The 17,271-nt window shown below is 38.9% G+C and carries 13 protein-coding genes and 1 pseudogene; 9 read left to right on the top strand and 5 right to left on the bottom strand.

The genetic code is table 11. The features are described 5' to 3' along the window. Window positions 1-92: 92 nt before the first annotated feature. Together M1F26_RS03035 and M1F26_RS03040 are read right to left on the bottom strand one after the other, a co-directional pair. Window positions 93-1,484, bottom strand: coding sequence for a Cu(+)/Ag(+) sensor histidine kinase (locus M1F26_RS03035; protein ID WP_140172069.1), 1,392 nt, complete (start codon window positions 1,482-1,484; stop codon window positions 93-95). Beyond that, window positions 1,477-2,160, bottom strand: a complete 684-nt coding sequence (locus M1F26_RS03040; RefSeq protein WP_140172070.1) for a heavy metal response regulator transcription factor — start codon at window positions 2,158-2,160, stop codon at window positions 1,477-1,479. Before M1F26_RS03040 ends, M1F26_RS03035 begins: the two co-directional genes overlap by 8 nt. Before the next feature lie 154 nt (window positions 2,161-2,314). On the opposite strand from M1F26_RS03040, the gene M1F26_RS03045 reads away from it, so the two are divergent. From M1F26_RS03045 to M1F26_RS03065, 5 genes are read left to right on the top strand one after another with little or no spacing between them, the layout of a single operon-like run. Then, on the top strand, window positions 2,315-3,709 hold the full coding sequence (locus tag M1F26_RS03045) for an efflux transporter outer membrane subunit (protein ID WP_140172071.1): 1,395 nt from the start codon (window positions 2,315-2,317) through the stop codon (window positions 3,707-3,709). Between the two features lie 8 nt (window positions 3,710-3,717). Next, window positions 3,718-4,059: a copper-binding protein gene (locus M1F26_RS03050; RefSeq protein WP_227528898.1), complete on the top strand. Its 342-nt coding sequence runs from the start codon at window positions 3,718-3,720 to the stop codon at window positions 4,057-4,059. 17 nt (window positions 4,060-4,076) lie between these two features. Beyond that, window positions 4,077-5,345 carry an efflux RND transporter periplasmic adaptor subunit gene (locus tag M1F26_RS03055; RefSeq protein ID WP_140172073.1) on the top strand — a complete coding sequence of 423 codons (1,269 nt, stop codon included), beginning with the start codon at window positions 4,077-4,079 and terminating at the stop codon, window positions 5,343-5,345. 3 nt (window positions 5,346-5,348) lie between these two features. Further along, a complete protein-coding gene (locus M1F26_RS03060) occupies window positions 5,349-8,486 on the top strand; it encodes an efflux RND transporter permease subunit (protein ID WP_140172074.1) in 3,138 nt (1,045 codons plus the stop codon). 45 nt (window positions 8,487-8,531) lie between these two features. Then, entirely contained in the window at window positions 8,532-8,954 is a 423-nt protein-coding gene (locus M1F26_RS03065) for a DUF411 domain-containing protein (protein WP_125891909.1), read from the top strand. A gap of 48 nt (window positions 8,955-9,002) precedes the next feature. Here M1F26_RS03065 and M1F26_RS03070 read toward each other — a convergent pair. Then, window positions 9,003-9,994: pseudogene (locus tag M1F26_RS03070) on the bottom strand (aldo/keto reductase). A 191-nt stretch (window positions 9,995-10,185) separates the two neighbouring features. Beyond that, window positions 10,186-10,962, bottom strand: a complete 777-nt coding sequence (yaaA, locus tag M1F26_RS03075; protein WP_004905658.1) for a peroxide stress protein YaaA — start codon at window positions 10,960-10,962, stop codon at window positions 10,186-10,188. Between the two features lie 385 nt (window positions 10,963-11,347). Between yaaA and tal the strand changes: the two genes are divergently transcribed. Both tal and mog read left to right on the top strand, forming a co-directional pair. Next, the gene (gene tal, locus M1F26_RS03080) at window positions 11,348-12,301 is read left to right on the top strand and encodes a transaldolase (RefSeq protein WP_036958561.1); all 954 of its coding nucleotides are present in this window, start codon (window positions 11,348-11,350) and stop codon (window positions 12,299-12,301) included. Window positions 12,302-12,492: 191 nt separating this feature from the next. After that, window positions 12,493-13,074 (top strand): molybdopterin adenylyltransferase, encoded by a 582-nt coding sequence (gene mog / locus M1F26_RS03085; RefSeq protein ID WP_004905653.1) that lies wholly within the window; start codon window positions 12,493-12,495, stop codon window positions 13,072-13,074. Between the two features lie 78 nt (window positions 13,075-13,152). On the opposite strand, the gene satP is transcribed toward mog, so the two are convergent. Beyond that, a complete protein-coding gene (satP, locus tag M1F26_RS03090; protein ID WP_004905651.1) occupies window positions 13,153-13,719 on the bottom strand; it encodes an acetate uptake transporter in 567 nt (188 codons plus the stop codon). Between the two features lie 336 nt (window positions 13,720-14,055). Here satP and dnaK point away from each other — a divergent pair, with 336 nt between their 5' ends. Together dnaK and dnaJ are read left to right on the top strand one after the other, a co-directional pair. Then, entirely contained in the window at window positions 14,056-15,972 is a 1,917-nt protein-coding gene (gene dnaK, locus M1F26_RS03095; protein ID WP_140172076.1) for a molecular chaperone DnaK, read from the top strand. Window positions 15,973-16,083: 111 nt separating this feature from the next. Continuing rightward, on the top strand, window positions 16,084-17,220 hold the full coding sequence (gene dnaJ, locus M1F26_RS03100; protein ID WP_109911858.1) for a molecular chaperone DnaJ: 1,137 nt from the start codon (window positions 16,084-16,086) through the stop codon (window positions 17,218-17,220). The last annotated feature ends 51 nt before the right edge of the window (window positions 17,221-17,271 follow it).

A 17,271-nucleotide genomic window follows, 5' to 3' on the forward strand; every position in this document is an offset into this window, starting at 1 on the left:
AGTTAGATAATTTATCTTGTAACTATAATAAGGCTTTATTTCTGTCTGAATACTGACAACAAGATGACAAAATTGCCATTTATGGTAGATATTTAATTTGGTTCCTTAGGTAAAAATACAGTAAAACGTGTTGAAAAATCATCTGATGTTACAGTGATTCTTCCCTTATGCGCTAATATGATTGATTTGACGATAGCCAACCCAATTCCGCTCCCTTCATTTTTTCTTTGTCTTGATTTATCTACTCGATAAAATCTGTCAAAGAGTTTTGCTAAATGTTCTTCTGGTATTTTCATGCCGGGATTGCTGATAATTAATTCAATACCATTTTTTACATTCGAAATATTAATACTGACAGAATCCCCCTTTGGGGTATAGCGGATAGCATTTGATATTAAGTTAGTAATTGCTCTTCTTAACATATCTTTATCGGCCATAATAGGGTCTGTATCACCAATTAGCTTAAGCTTTATTTCATTCTCTTCCGCGAGATATTCAAAATAATCAAATATGAGCTCTATTTCAGTTTTAATATTAATAACTTTTTTCTCAGGGATAAGCCTATTATCATCTGCTTGAGCAAGAAAAAGCATATCAGAGATCATTCGTGATAGACGGTTATATTCTTCTAAATTAGAATATAACACTTCAACGAGTTCTTCTTTACTGCGATTTTTACTCAAAGATATTTGGGTTTCAGTCATTAAATTAGTGATAGGTGTACGCATTTCATGAGCTATATCTGCTGAGAAATTCGTTTGTCTTACGAAAACATCTTCAATTTTGACTAACATCTGATTAAATGATTTTGTTAATTGTTTTAATTCATTAGGTACAGAATCAGGGTCTAAACGCACACTTAAGTTTTCGGAAGTGACATTTTTGATTTCATCGCTCACATCTTTAAGGGGTTTTAATCCTTTAATTACAAGGAAATAAACGACAAGAATAGTAAATAAGCACAATATAATAGCGCTGACAATTAAATTATTTATTAATGAACTCAGATAATCATGATGAAAATTTAATGATAATGCAGTAACCAACCGATATTGTTTAGGTTCTGAAGGAGGACCCACCTGAATAAGACTTTCTGATAGGCGATAATCTCTAAGCTCTACGTCTTGGTTATTTTTATCAGGGTCATAATTTTTTAAGTGCGTAATAAGTTTATCTGTTGCATTGGGAGATGCTAATGTATTTCCTTCATTATCAATGAGATAAATACTAATATCTTGATGCTCATTAATAATGGCTTTAATTCGTGCGTATTGCTCACTTTGTGGATCTGTATTGTCATTTAATAAGCTTCGGATCGTTAAATTCAACTGGTTAAGTGTATATTCATCTTGCTGCTTAAAATGCAACATAACCGAGTTGATCATGATCGAGCTAAATAATAGTAAGGCGAGGGAGAGAGTAATACTGATCAAAACAATAAGGCGAATTGAAATAGAGACAGGAGATCGAAACAACTTAATCATTTTCAGGGATCTCAAGTAAATAGCCCATTCCTCTGATAGTATGGATTAACTTAGGTTCATAGTGTTGGTCTATTTTAGCTCTTAATCTTTTAACTGCCACATCAATCACATTGGTATCACTATCAAAATTCATATCCCAAACTTTTGAGGCGATAAGAGAACGAGAGAGCACTTCGCCTTGGTGAAGAATAAAAAATTCCAATAATGAAAATTCTTTACTGGTTAGTATGATCTTGTCGTTTTCACGCGTCACACGTCGTTTGATTAGATCAACATGTAAATTAGCAATGGTAAATTGTGTTTTCTGGATGCTGTTGTTGCCTCTACGTAATAAAGTTCTTACTCGGGCAAGTAGCTCAGAAAAATCAAATGGTTTAATAAGATAATCGTCAGCACCTAACTCTAGCCCTTTGACTCGATGTTCAACATTACCTAAGGCTGTAAGCATGAGGATGGGCGTATTTTTTCCTGTATTACGTAAATTTTTAGCAATTTCCCAACCGTTAATATCTGGCAACATCACATCAAGAATAATTAAATCATAGTTTTCAGTTATCGCCATATGCAGGCCTGTAATGCCATTTTCGATCGCATCAACAATAAACCCGGACTCACTTAAACCTTTAGATAAGTATTCTCTCGTTTTATGTTCATCTTCAACAATAAGTAGTTTCATCTCAGGCCCGGCTGTCAGGAAAACAATGTAGTTATTCTAAGCATTACGGCAATGAAATGTAAAATGACAAATTTGTCATTTTCATGTCATGAATCTAACAGGAGGTCTTTTTTATTATAGTGACAATTTTAATCACTAGAGGCATGGCTATACCATGTATTCCCCTAAAATATTAATAATAGCTTATGCCCTAATTTTAACTGGTTGTGTTTCGCTCGCCCCTGAATATCAACGCCCTAATCTGAATTTGCCTCATCAATTCAGTGGCAATGTTCCTGATATAGTAATGGGGGATAAAACAGAATTAGTCATTCCGAGTTGGTCTCAATTTATTCAAGACCCACAAATGAAAAACGTGATAGAAATTGCGCTTGAGAAAAACAGCGATTTATATCTTGCGGCCTTAGATGTAGAAGAAGCTCGTGTACGCTTCGGGCTAGCGGGAGCAGAAAAATACCCTCAAGTTAGTTCATCGATGAGTGGCGATTATGGCCAATCATTAGAGTCTGGGTCATCCTTCAATAAGAAATACAGTGCAGGCATTGATATCAGCTATGAACTGGATTTTTTTGGGCGTATTAAAAATTTATCTGATGCCGATAAAGCAAAGTTTATCGCTTCTCAAGAGATGAAGCGTGCGACACAAATTATTACAATCAAAACGGTAGCAGAAGCGTATTTAGATGTGGTGTATAACCAGAAATTATTATTAATTGCACAAGAGACGAAGCAAAGCTACCTCAATAGTCAATCGATTGTAATGCAAAAAGTCGCAGCAGGAAAAGCAGGGATATCAGACCTAGAACAAGCTAAAGGGCAAGTACAGTCTATCTCTATTAATATCGAAAAAATTGAAAGTGAAATTGCAAAAAATGAAAATTTACTGAATTTTTTGACAAATGACTACGCAACAAAAATAAATTCAGGTCTAGGACGCTACGAGCCAAACTATCCTTTAATTACGGCACCTCCAGATATTCCCTCTGAGATATTACTAAAACGCCCAGATATTATGGCAACAGAGCAAAACATTATTTCTGAGAATGCCAATATAGGTGTCGCAAGGGCCGCTTTCTTTCCTTCTATTTCCTTTAATACAGGAATAGAAAACAGTAATGATTCTTTAACAGGGTTATTTGATTCCTCAAATGGTATTTGGAATTTTATTCCTAAAATTACGCTACCTATTTTTACTGGTGGTACAAATAGCCGAAATTTAGAATTAGCAAATATTAGAAAAAACAAAGCTATAGCTAGTTATGAAAAAAGTATTCAGGTCGCATTTCGTGAAGTAAAAGATACCCTAGTACTCAAATCGAGCTTAGAAAAACAGCTTATATCTCAAGAGCAATATGTCAAAACGCTGCAAAACGTCTTAATACAGAAACAAGCAAGTTATCGATATGGCGGTTTAAGCTATCTCGATGTGCTTGAAGCACAGCGTAGCTTATTTACCGAACAACAAAATTTATTGATGTTGAAAATAGAACAGCAGAAGAATGAAATAAATTTATTCTCTGCATTAGGTGGCGGATTAATAAAATCATGAGGGTAATAATGAGAAAATTAAATACGGTATTTTTTGCAATTTCAATGGCGATGTTAACAGCAACTAGTTATGCAAATGCTGCGGAACATAACCACTCTATTTATCCAGAAAAAGCGGCGGAACCAACAATTAACACTGAAGGAAAGCTAATCTCGATTGACAAAGATAATAAAAAATTAACGATAAATCATAAAGAAATAGAAAGCATTGGTTGGCCACCAATGACGATGCGTTTTACCTATGAAGATGAAAATATGATCAACGGTTTACAAGAAAATGATGAATTGAAATTTTCATTTGTACAACAAGGTAATCTTTCAATGTTGAAATCAGTCGAAAAAATAAACTAAATAGGTAGAGAGATGTTATGTCATTAGTTAACCTGACCAAATTGCTATTGGTAATTATTTTATCGAGCGTTATTTCAATTTTATTTTACCGTTATTTTTTCGTTATAGAAAATAATAGCCAATCAGTTGAAAAACAAGAACGCACCGTATTGTATTGGTATGACCCAATGTATCCCAATACCAAATTTGATCAGTCAGGGAAATCTCCTTTTATGGATATGGATCTTGTTCCTAAATATGCGGATGAAAACTTGGCTTCAGCGAATAGCAAAGGGGTAACAATTAACCCAACACAGACACAAAATTTAGGGCTTAAAACGGTGGATGTGAAGTGGGGGAAATTAAACTATGACTTAACATTTCCAGCCGAAATTGCGTTTAATGACCATCAATTTGCTATTGTACAAGCACGCGAAAATGGTTTTGTTGAAAAAGTTTATCCATTCACAGTAGGTGAGAGGATCCAAAAAGGCGTTCCTATTGCTGAGCTAACGATCCCTGCATGGGTTGAAGCACAAAGCGAATATCTTGCGCTTAAGCAAATGAATGCGAGCCAACAAGATCTTAATAGTGTCATTGAGCGTTTACGTTTAAATGGCATGCCAGAAGGCGCGCTTTCTCAGTTTATTAAAACAGGGAAAGTGCAAACACGTTTTACTATTCAAGCACCTATTTCTGGGGTAATTACTGCACTTAATCTACGTTTAGGGATGAATGTATCCAAAGAAATCGTTATCGCACAAATACAAGGAACAGATCCATTATGGATTAATGCATCTGTTCCTCAGTCAGTTGCTGAATTACTTAATCAACAAACACAATTTACAGTTTCTATTCCTGCCTATCCTTCGCAGTTATTTACTGTAAAAAACTGGTTGATATTACCCAGTGCAGATCAAGCAAGTCGTACAATTAATATTCGTACAGAAATTGCTGATCCTAACCATTTATTAAAACCAGGTATGACAGCATATTTAAATTTAGTTGCAGAAGGTAATGAAAGTTTATTGATCCCTTCACAAGCCATTGTGGACTCTGGGAAAGAACAGCATGTTATTGCTGTTGGTGAGAATGGTGAATTTATTCCCAAAAGAGTACGAGTGCTGAGTGAATCTCAACAAATGACAGCAATATCTGAAGGCTTACAAGTGGGTGAGCATATAGTGACTCAGGGTATTTTTTTGATTGATTCTGAAGCGAATATTGCTGGTGCATTAGCCAAGATGGAAGCGCTTCCTGAAGTATCAGCGTCATCTAATCATTCATCACATAAATCTCAGGAGTAGAGTATGTTGGAATGGATTATAAGACGCTCGGTTGCTAACCGATTTCTAGTGTTAATAGGAGTCGTGTTTTTAGTCATTGCGGGTATTTGGAGCATTCGCAGTACACCAGTTGATGCATTACCTGACTTATCTGATGTACAAGTGATTATCAAAACCACTTATCCAGGGCAAGCTCCGCAACTGGTCGAAAACCAAGTTACCTACCCGATAACGACGACGATGCTATCTGTGCCAGGAGCAAAAACGGTACGGGGGTTTTCTGCATTTGGTGACTCATATGTTTATGTTATTTTTGAAGATAATACAGATTTATACTGGGCTCGTTCACGAGTTTTAGAATATTTAAATCAAGTCCAAAACCAATTACCCAAAGGTGCAGTAGCCTCCATTGGCCCTGATGCGACAGGTGTTGGTTGGATTTTTGAATATGCTTTAGTGGATAAAACTGGAAAACATAATCTAGCAGAACTACGTTCATTACAAGATTGGTTTTTGAAATATGAATTGAAGGCTTTGCCTAATGTTTCAGAAGTGGCAACCGTTGGCGGTGTGGTTAAATCTTACCAAATCTTAGTTGACCCACTCAAGCTCAGCCAATTTTCAGTGACATTACCTGAAATAAAACAGGCCGTTGAAATGGCTAACCAAGAAGCCGGTGGTTCATCGATTGAAATTGCTGAAGCTGAATATATGGTTAGAGCAAGTGGTTATCTTCAATCTATTGATGACTTCAATAAAATCTACCTAAAAACGCCAGAAAATGGTGTACCTATTTACCTACAAGATGTTGCTCGAATACAGGAAGGCCCCGAAATGCGTCGTGGGGTTGCTGAGCTAAATGGAGAAGGTGAGGTCGTTGGGGGAATTATTCTGCTTCGCTCTGGTGAAAATGCACGTAATGTGATTCAGGATGTAAAACAGAAACTTGAAGATTTAAGTGCTAGCTTGCCGGAAGGCATCGAAATTATCACGACTTATGATAGAAGCGTTCTTATTGATAACGCGATTGATAATTTAAGTTATAAGTTACTAGAAGAATTTATTGTTGTCGCATTAGTGTGTGCCGTTTTTTTATGGCATTTCCGTTCTGCTCTCGTGGCAATTATTTCTTTGCCCCTTGGATTATTTATTGCCTTTATCGTCATGCGCTACCAAGGAATAAATGCAAATATTATGTCGTTAGGGGGCATTGCAATTGCGATCGGAGCAATGGTGGATGCCGCCATTGTTATGATCGAAAATGCACATAAAAAATTAGAAAAATGGCAACATGAAAATGAAGATAAAGTCATTGATAATGCCCAGCGTTGGAAAGTTATTACGGATTCCGCTGTTGAAGTTGGGCCTGCATTATTTATCAGTTTATTAATTATCACATTGTCTTTTATTCCTATCTTTACGTTGGAAGGGCAAGAAGGCCGTTTATTTGGTCCACTTGCATTCACAAAAACCTATGCCATGGCGGGTGCAGCGGCTTTAGCGCTGATTGTTATTCCAATTCTAATGGGATATTGGATCCGCGGTAATATTCCAAATGAAAATAAAAACCCACTGAATCGTTGGTTGATCTCACTCTATAGCCCTATTTTAATTAAGGTATTAGCGTGGCCGAAAACCACCTTATTAATTGGTTTCTTATCTTTATTTACGGTGATATGGCCATTAAAACATTTAGGTGGTGAATTTCTTCCTGCAATTAATGAAGGTGACTTACTTTATATGCCTTCAACATTACCGGGTGTTTCGCCTGCACAAGCGGCATTTTTACTACAAAATACGGATAAGTTAATCAAAACTATTCCAGAGGTGGATACGGTATTTGGAAAAGTTGGTAAAGCTGAAACAGCAACGGATTCAGCCCCGATGGAAATGATTGAAACAACGATACGTTTGAAGCCGCAAGCACAGTGGCGAGAAGGAATGACACTCGAAAAAATTATTGATGAGCTCGATGAAACTGTACGTTTACCTGGGGTTGCAAACTTATGGGTTCCACCTATTCGTAACCGTATTGATATGTTATCTACGGGAGTCAAAAGCCCTATAGGTATTAAAGTATCAGGCAGGGATCTTGAAGAAATCGATGCATTAGCCCAAGAAATTGAAAAAGTCACAAAATCGGTACCGGGGGTGGTTTCAGTTTTGGCTGAGAGGTTGGTAGGCGGACGCTATATTGATGTCAAAATTGATAGAGAAAAAGCGGCTCGTTTTGGTATGAGTGTCAGCGACGTACAAGTGTATATTTCAATGGCCACTGGTGGGGAAATGATTGGGGAAACAGTTGAAGGGATTGAGCGTTACCCAATTAGCATAAGATATCCTCAAGATTACCGAAATAGTGTATCTGCGATGAAGTTATTACCAATTTTAACGCCAAGCAAACAGCAAATAGTACTTAGTGATGTTGCAGATGTCTCCGTGAATATGGGCGCTCCCATGTTGAAAACAGAGAACGCACGACCAACAAGTTGGATTTATATTGATGCACGTGATCGTGATATGGTTTCTGTTATTAAAGATATTGATACAGCAATAAAAGATAATATTCAAATGAGGCCGGGTCTTAGCTATTCCTTTACTGGGCAATTTGAATTACTCGAAAGGGCTAACCAAAAATTAATGTTAATGGTTCCCGCGACCATCATGATTATTTTTGTACTGCTTTATTTAGCCTTTAGACGATTTAGTGAAGCTTTACTGATTTTATTAAGTTTACCTTTTGCTTTAGTGGGCGCGATTTGGTTCCTTTATTGGATGAACTTTAATTTATCAGTTGCAACAGGAACTGGATTTATTGCATTGGCAGGTGTCGCGGCTGAATTTGGCGTAGTTATGTTGATTTATTTACGCCATGCAATCGAAGATAAAGAAAAACAGCAAGGAATAAGCAAGCTATCAAACCAAGATTTAGACCGTGCATTATATGAAGGTGCAGTTTTACGTGTTCGCCCTAAAGCCATGACAGTTGCCGTAATTTTAGCCGGTTTATTGCCAATATTACTTGGAACAGGAGTCGGTTCAGAAGTGATGAGCCGTATTGCTGCACCGATGATTGGTGGAATGATAACTGCACCGTTATTATCCCTATTTATCATTCCTGCGGCTTATAAATTAATCTGTCAGTTACGCCATAAAAAATAGACACTTTTTAAGTACTAGTCATTATTATTGATAAGGTAAATAGCAATGAAGAAGATAATTTTAGGTGGAATGTTTTTACTGTCATTTTCTGCATTTTCTCAAAACCAGAGCGTGCAATTGTATAAAGATGCAAACTGTGGTTGCTGCCAATTATGGGGAGAAGGGGTTAAAAAAGCAGGGTATGACGTTGTGATCAATGAAATCAGTTATGATGACTTGAACAAACTAAATGATGAGCTGAATGTGCCATACAACTTACGCAGTTGCCACATTGCAAAATATAAAGGCAAAGTGATTGTTGGTCATGTTCCTGTCAGTAGCCTTGATGCGATTGATACCTTACCGGCGGATGTGGTAGGAATTTCTGTTCCTGGTATGCCAATTGGTAGCCTAGGGATGGAACAACCAGATGGTCGTACTCAGCCTTATTCTGTGGTGCAGTTTAAAGCCAATGGGGAATATCGTTAATTGAGATAAAATTCATTAAGTTGCAGGATATCCTGCAACTTATGAGGGTTATTCGTTTTCTAATATTAATTCGATGGCTTTGAGTTCATCTTGCGTAAAGTTACGATTTTTTAGGATCCCCATTGCATCATCAATTTGGCTAATACGGCTTGCACCGATGAGGACGGAAGTGATCCTATCATGTCTAAGCAACCAGGCTAATGCCATTTGGTTTAGCTTTTGTCCTCTTTTTATCGCCAATTCGTTCAGTTGTTTAACTTTTGATAAAATGGTTGAAGTGAGCCTTTCAGGGGGTAAAGAAGGATTGCCTGCCGCGCGTGAATCAGCAGGAATACCATTAAGGTAGCGATCAGTTAAAAGACCACCGGCTAGCGGGGAATATGCGATAGAGCCCACCCCTTCTTCTTCCAGTAAATCGAGTAAACCCTCTTCAGGAGTACGTTCTAGCATAGAATATTTCGGCTGATGGATCAGGCAAGGGGTTCCCAATTCATTGAGAATACCAATGGCTTCTTTGGCTAAATTCGTTGGGTAATTAGAAATCCCGACATACAGGGCTTTTCCTTGGCGAACAATGAGATCTAACGCTCCCATGGTTTCTTCTAATGGGGTGTTGGGGTCAGGCCGATGATGATAAAAGATATCTACATAATCCAAACCCATTCGTTTTAAGCTCTGGTCTAGGCTTGCCACCAAGTACTTTTTACTTCCCCAGTCACCATAAGGCCATCCCACATAGTGAAACCCGCTTTTGATGAAATGATCATTTCATCACGATAAGGCAGGAAATCTTGTTGCATGATTTGGCCAAATGTACTTTCGGCAGATCCAGGAGGTGGTCCATAATTATTAGCCAGATCGAAATGGGTGATACCAAGGTTAAAAGCATGACGAAGCATGGCTTGGCAGTTATCAAAGGGTTTGTTATTGCCAAAGTTATGCCATAACCCTAATGAAATCAGTGGTAACCGTAACCCGCTACGGCCACATAAACGATATTCCATTTCAGTATAGCGCTTTGATGATGCAACATAAGGCATACTTCACCTCCAAAATAGTGGGTAAAACTCAATTTATACTGTCATAAAGCTAAAAAGTAGGCTGAGGAATCAATGCTAATTTGTTCTTGACTAGAAGGTTTATGAGTAAATTGTGATAGAGCCCGAAAAAAGAGTGAAGTATTTTGGCATTCGTGGGTATCGGCTGCGTGCCAATCCCCACGTTTTGTATATTAGGCTTGCTCTGAGCGGGTAAATACCAGCTCGTTACCTTTAGATTGGCTTTCATCAAATTGATAGCCTTCTAAATTAAAATCAGCTAGTTGGTCTGTTTTCGTTAATTTATTTTGGATGATAAAGCGGCTCATTAAACCCCGCGCTTTTTTTGCATAAAAACTGATAACTTTATATTTACCATTTTTTTCATCAAGGAAAATAGGCTTGATAATTTGCCCATCCAATTTCTTTGTATTCACCGATTTAAAATATTCATCTGAGGCAAGGTTGACTAATATTTGATCTTTTTGCTCCGCTAATGCGTGATTTAATTGCTTGGTAATGATGTCTCCCCAAAACTCATATAAATCTTTTCCACGGGTATTTTTTAATCGAATTCCCATTTCTAAGCGATAAGGTTGCATTAAATCTAGCGGTCTTAATATACCGTAAAGACCTGATAATATGCGTAAATGAGATTGAGCAAACGCAAAATCGTCTTGAGAAAAGGTTTCTGCTTGCATACCCGTATACACATCCCCTTTGAAGGCAAGGATCGCTTGGCGTGCATTTTCTGGGGTAAAGTCCGCATGCCATTCTGCAAAACGGGCAGCATTGAGCCCCGCAAGCTTGTCACTAATTTTCATTAAACTGGCAATATCTGCAGGGGTTAATTTACGACAGACATTAATTAATTTTTGTGACTCAGTAAGTAATTCAGGCTGAGTAAACTGCTGTGTCGCAAGTGGGCTTTCGTAGTCTAATGTTTTTGCAGGTGAAATTGTAATAAGCATGACTTGACCCTTTATAAAGAATGATACTGCTTACTTTAGCAAAAATTCTTCCTAATTGGCTAATTGATACGATAAGCCAAACCAATATTATTCTTTATTACAATGATAGCACAATATAACTAGCTAAAAGGATTCAGTTTCTAATTGGCTAGCGAAACCGATTGCCAATCAAATAGTTGCTTTTGACTAGATTTACTTGCTTGCAGCAATATAGATGCATGATATTATCTGTAGACGGTGCGGCGATAGCCACAATTCCTTTATAATACGCAAAGTAATTCAAGCTGTAGTTTGTTAGCCAACACCACAAGAGTCTCAAGAATTGTAGGTAGCTAACCACCGCTACAACTTGGAATATGACGGGTATAACAACGAGATTAAAGAAATGACCGATAAACTAACCTCATTACGTAGTCTGACAACTGTTGTTGCTGATACTGGCGACATCGAAGCGATGAAGCTTTACAAACCACAAGACGCGACCACAAATCCCTCGCTGATCTTAAATGCTGCACAAATTCCTGAGTACCGTAAATTAATTGATGAAGCGGTAGAATGGGCTCGTAAGCAAAGCAATAATCGCGAGCAACAAATTGTTGATGCTTGTGACAAGCTGGCTGTTAATATCGGTCTGGAAATTCTGAAATTAGTTCCGGGTCGTATTTCTACTGAAGTTGATGCGCGCCTGTCTTATGATGAAGAAGCTTGTATTGCTAAAGCGCGTCACTTAATCAAAATGTATAACGATGCAGGCATCAGCAATGACCGTATTCTGATTAAACTGGCTTCAACTTGGCAGGGTATCCGTGCTGCAGAGAAACTGGAAAAAGAAGGCATTAACTGTAACCTGACTTTATTATTCTCTTTTGCTCAAGCGCGTGCTTGTGCGGAAGCGGGCGTATACCTGATTTCTCCATTTGTGGGCCGTATTCTTGACTGGTACAAAGCGAATACAGATAAGAAAGAATTCGCACCACATGAAGACCCAGGTGTGGTTTCTGTTACTGAAATCTACAACTACTACAAAGCTCACGGTTATAAAACTGTGGTTATGGGCGCAAGCTTCCGTAACGTGGGTGAAATCATTGAACTAGCAGGTTGTGACCGTTTAACTATCTCTCCAGGCTTATTAAAAGAGCTGTCTGAATCACAAGGTGAATTAGTACGTAAACTGACTGATACAGGTAAAACTAAAGAGCCAGGCGCTAAGTTGACTGAAGCTGAGTTCTATTGGCAGCACAACCAAGATCCAATGGCGGTTGATAAACTGTCTGACGGTATCCGTAAGTTTGCAGTAGACCAAGAAAAACTGGAAAAAATGATTGCAGATTTACTGTAATTTGTTTCGTTTTTTCTTTCAAACCCAGCCAGTTGGTTGGGTTTTTTTATACCTATTTTTCATTGAGTTAGTTCTCAATTTCAAGATATAAAATCAAGGGCGCTTTATGCAATCGTTCATCATGGTATGATATTGCCCCTGTTTATTATTAAGTGAACAGTTTTTGATTGAATAATTTCTTTGAGGTTTGTATGGATGAATTGCGCATAGGTCTGGTTTCCGTTTCTGATCGTGCTTCGAGTGGTATTTATGAAGACAAAGGCATTCCCGCATTAGAAGAGTGGTTAGCGAAAACGTTGACAACCCCTTTTCGTATCGAAACTCGCCTGATCCCTGATGAGCAAATCATGATAGAGCAAACATTATGTGAGCTGGTGGATGAGTTTGCTTGCCATTTAGTCCTAACCACAGGCGGCACAGGACCTGCTCGCCGTGATGTCACGCCTGATGCAACCCTTGCGATTGCAGACCGTGAAATGCCAGGTTTTGGCGAGCAAATGCGCCAAATTAGCCTAAAGTTCGTCCCTACTGCGATACTGTCACGCCAAGTAGGGGTAATACGCAACCAGGCTTTGATTTTAAATTTACCTGGGCAGCCTAAAGCGATCGCGGAAACTCTGGAAGGTTTAAAAGACAAAGAAGGGAATGTGGTAGTTTCTGGTATTTTTGCCAGTGTTCCTTATTGTATTCAATTGCTTGACGGCCCATATGTAGAAACAGACCCTACGGTTGTGAAGGCATTTAGGCCTAAATCCGCAATTCGTCCTGAATAGTTTGCGATGTAATCAGGTGAGGCTTAGCTCACCTGATTAATAATATTTAATGCATAAAATCACATACGTTAGTTAAATTTAACCACGTTGGCCAATCGGTAATACCGTTTTGCCATATTGCTCATTTAATATTTCTGCGACCGCTAAATAAAATGCGCTAGCGCCACAGATAATTCCTTCAAAACCAGCAAATTTTAGTAATGCTGCATTTCCCGTAATATTGCCAATCGCTAATAAAGCGAATAATACAGTTAAGCTACCAAAGACAAATTGCAAAACAAAATTAGCTTTGAAGGTTCCTAAAAACATGAAAAAGGTAAAAATTCCCCAAATAGCGAGGAAAACACCTAAAAACTCAGGTGAAGTTGCTTCGGCTAATCCCATTGAAGGCAAAAATAATAACCCCACTAATGCAATCCAAAACATACCGTAAGAGGTAAATGCAGTTGCACCGAATGTATTGCCTTTTTTGTATTCAATCAGACCCGCAATAAATTGAGCAATACCACCATAAAAAATGCCCATACTTAAAATAACGGATGAAAGAGGGAAAAAACCTGCATTATGAATATTCAGCAGGATGGTTGTCATACCAAAGCCTAGTAAACCAAGTGGGCCTGGATTTGCAAGAGAGCTAGACTGCATATAACCTCTGGTAAAATATAAAAAATTCAAATAGATAAAAAACAAAAAGGTTTTGCCAAAGTGACAGCGGCGGCGCATCATACGCAGTTTTAATTGTTTAAACCATGATCACAAGACAGGTTTTTTTGCAATAAATGCAAATTTTTTTGATTCTCCCCCTTGATGAATGAATTTGTGACCCCATCTTAAAAGCATCAACTGATATCAATCCAAATTATTGCGTATTGAAAAATAATTTAGGCTCAGAGTGAAAACTCCCTTGAAAATGAAATATTGAGCCTCATATAGATTGATATCGAAATCATAGTGAAAAGAATTCCTTTGGAGGCGTTTTAGATGGGTAAAATCATTGGTATCGACTTGGGTACAACTAACTCATGCGTTGCAATTATGGATGGTACTACAGCTCGTGTTCTGGAGAACAGCGAAGGTGATAGAACTACTCCTTCCATCATTGCGTACACTCAAGATGGTGAAATTTTAGTTGGTCAGCCAGCAAAACGTCAGGCTGTGACTAACCCAGAAAATACTTTATTTGCAATCAAACGTTTGATTGGTCGTCGTTTCCAAGACGAAGAAGTTCAGCGCGACGTTTCTATCATGCCATATAAAATCATTGCGGCTGATAACGGCGATGCTTGGTTAGATGTGAAAGGCCAAAAAATGGCTCCACCACAAGTTTCAGCTGAAGTTCTGAAAAAAATGAAGAAAACAGCAGAAGACTATTTAGGTGAGCCAGTAACAGAAGCAGTTATTACTGTGCCTGCTTACTTTAACGATGCTCAGCGTCAAGCGACTAAAGATGCTGGCCGTATTGCTGGTTTAGAAGTAAAACGAATCATTAACGAACCAACAGCAGCTGCATTAGCATATGGCTTAGACAGAGAAGTTGGTAACCGTACTATCGCGGTTTATGACTTAGGTGGTGGTACATTCGACTTATCAATCATCGAAATCGATGAAGTTGATGGCGAAAAAACGTATGAAGTTCTGGCTACCAATGGTGACACACACTTAGGTGGTGAAGACTTTGATACACGTTTAATCAACTACTTAGTTGAAGAATTTAAGAAAGAACAAGGTGTTGACCTGCGTAACGACCCGTTAGCAATGCAACGTCTGAAAGAAGCTGCAGAAAAAGCGAAAATTGAGCTGTCTTCTGCACAACAAACAGATGTTAACCTGCCGTATATTACAGCAGATGCAACAGGTCCTAAACACATGAATATTAAAGTGACTCGTGCGAAATTAGAGTCACTGGTAGAAGATTTAGTTAAGCGTTCTATGGAGCCAGTTAAAGTTGCTCTGCAAGACGCAGGCTTAAGCGTGAGCGAAATCAACGATGTTATCTTAGTTGGTGGTCAAACACGTATGCCAATGGTTCAAAAAGTTGTTGCTGATTTCTTTGGTAAAGAACCACGTAAAGACGTTAACCCAGATGAAGCAGTTGCAATGGGTGCGGCAGTTCAAGGTGGTGTTTTAGCGGGTGATGTTAAAGACGTTCTGTTACTTGACGTAACTCCTCTGTCTTTAGGTATCGAAACCATGGGTGGCGTGATGACTTCGTTAATTGCGAAGAATACCACTATTCCAACTAAACATAGCCAAGTGTTCTCAACAGCTGAAGATAACCAAGCAGCGGTAACTATCCATGTTCTGCAAGGTGAGCGTAAACGCGCAAGTGACAATAAATCACTGGGGCAGTTTAACTTAGATGGTATTCAACCTGCACCACGTGGTATGCCACAAATCGAAGTGACTTTTGATATCGATGCGGATGGTATCTTGCATGTTTCTGCTAAAGATAAAAATAGTGGACGTGAGCAAAACATCACCATTAAGGCTTCTTCAGGTCTGAATGATGAGGAAATCGAAAAAATGGTACGTGACGCAGAAGCAAACGCTGAAGCTGACCGTAAATTTGAAGAGCTAGTTCAGGTTCGTAACCAAGCTGACCAATTAGTTCACGGTACTCGTAAACAAATCGAAGAAGCTGGTGATAAATTACCAGCTGAAGATAAAGCGAGTATCGAAAAAGCAACTTCTGAATTAGAAGCAGCAGCAAAAGGTGAAGACAAAGCGGATATTGAAGCGAAAATCCAAGCTTTAGTCACGGCATCTGCAAAACTTCTGGAAATCGCACAGCAAGAAGCTCAAACGGGCGGTGCAGCTGGCGCTGGCGCAGAAGCGAAAAAAGATGATGATGTTGTTGATGCTGAATTCGAAGAAGTTAACGACAAAGACAAAAAATAATGCCCTTAGCGGGCGCAGTAGCTATAGCAAATGATAGTTAATGGTTACTGATACCGGATACGGGCGTCGAGGAAACTCTACGCCCGTTCCGCATGTTAAGGGTAAAATTAAATGGCAAAAAGAGATTTTTATGAGGTATTAGGCCTCGAAAGAAATGCATCGGATAAAGATATTAAGCGTGCTTATAAGCGCTTAGCGATGAAGCATCACCCCGACCGTAATCAGGGGGATAAAGAATCAGAAGGTAAATTTAAAGAAATTAAAGAAGCTTACGAAGTTCTTTCTGACGAGCAAAAACGCGCCGCTTATGACCAATATGGTCATGCAGCGTTTGAGCAAGGCGGAATGGGCGGAGGCGGCGGCTTTGGTGGTGGCGCTGACTTTAGTGATATCTTTGGTGACGTCTTCGGTGATATTTTTGGAGGTGGCCGCAGACAGCAGCGCCCAAGCCGTGGTTCTGACCTACAGTACAACATGGAACTGACTCTTGAAGAGGCTGTCCGTGGAGTGACCAAAGAAATCCGTATTCCGACCTTAGAAACCTGTGATGTTTGTCATGGTAATGGGGCGAAACCGGGAACCAGTGCGGATACGTGCTCAACATGTCACGGTATGGGCCAAGTCCATATGCGACAAGGCTTTTTCTCTGTACAACAGCCTTGTCCAACGTGTCACGGTCGCGGTAAAGTAATCAAAGACCCATGCAACAAATGTCATGGTCATGGCCGTGTTGAAAGATATAAAACACTGTCAGTTAAAATTCCAGCAGGCGTAGATACGGGGGACCGTGTGCGTTTGTCAGGAGAAGGTGAAGCCGGAGAAAACGGGGCACCAGCAGGAGATTTATTCGTTCAGGTTCATGTATTACCTCATAACATTTTTGAGCGTGATGGTAATAACCTGCACTGCGAGGTTCCAATTAACTTTGCTGATGCAGCATTGGGTGGCGAAATTGAAGTGCCAACCCTTGATGGCCGTGTGAAACTGAAAATCCCAGCAGAAACTCAGACCGGTAAAATTTTCCGCATGAAAGGAAAAGGTGTGAAATCGGTGCGTGGTGGTTTGCAAGGTGATTTAATGTGCCACATTGTTGTTGAAACACCTGTAAAGCTGAATGAAAAACAAAAAGAGTTACTCAAAGAATTTGGTGAATCACTAGGTGGAAAGAGCGGTGAGAAGAATAGCCCGCGCTCTAAAAGCTTTTTAGATGGCGTGAAAAAATTCTTTGATGATTTAACTAATAAATAATTAGTTAATAATTGGTAATGTTAGAATGGCTGACTGAGCATATTGCCAAGT

It is taken from the genome of Providencia sp. PROV048 (assembly GCF_033688165.1).
Classification (GTDB): domain Bacteria; phylum Pseudomonadota; class Gammaproteobacteria; order Enterobacterales; family Enterobacteriaceae; genus Providencia; species Providencia hangzhouensis.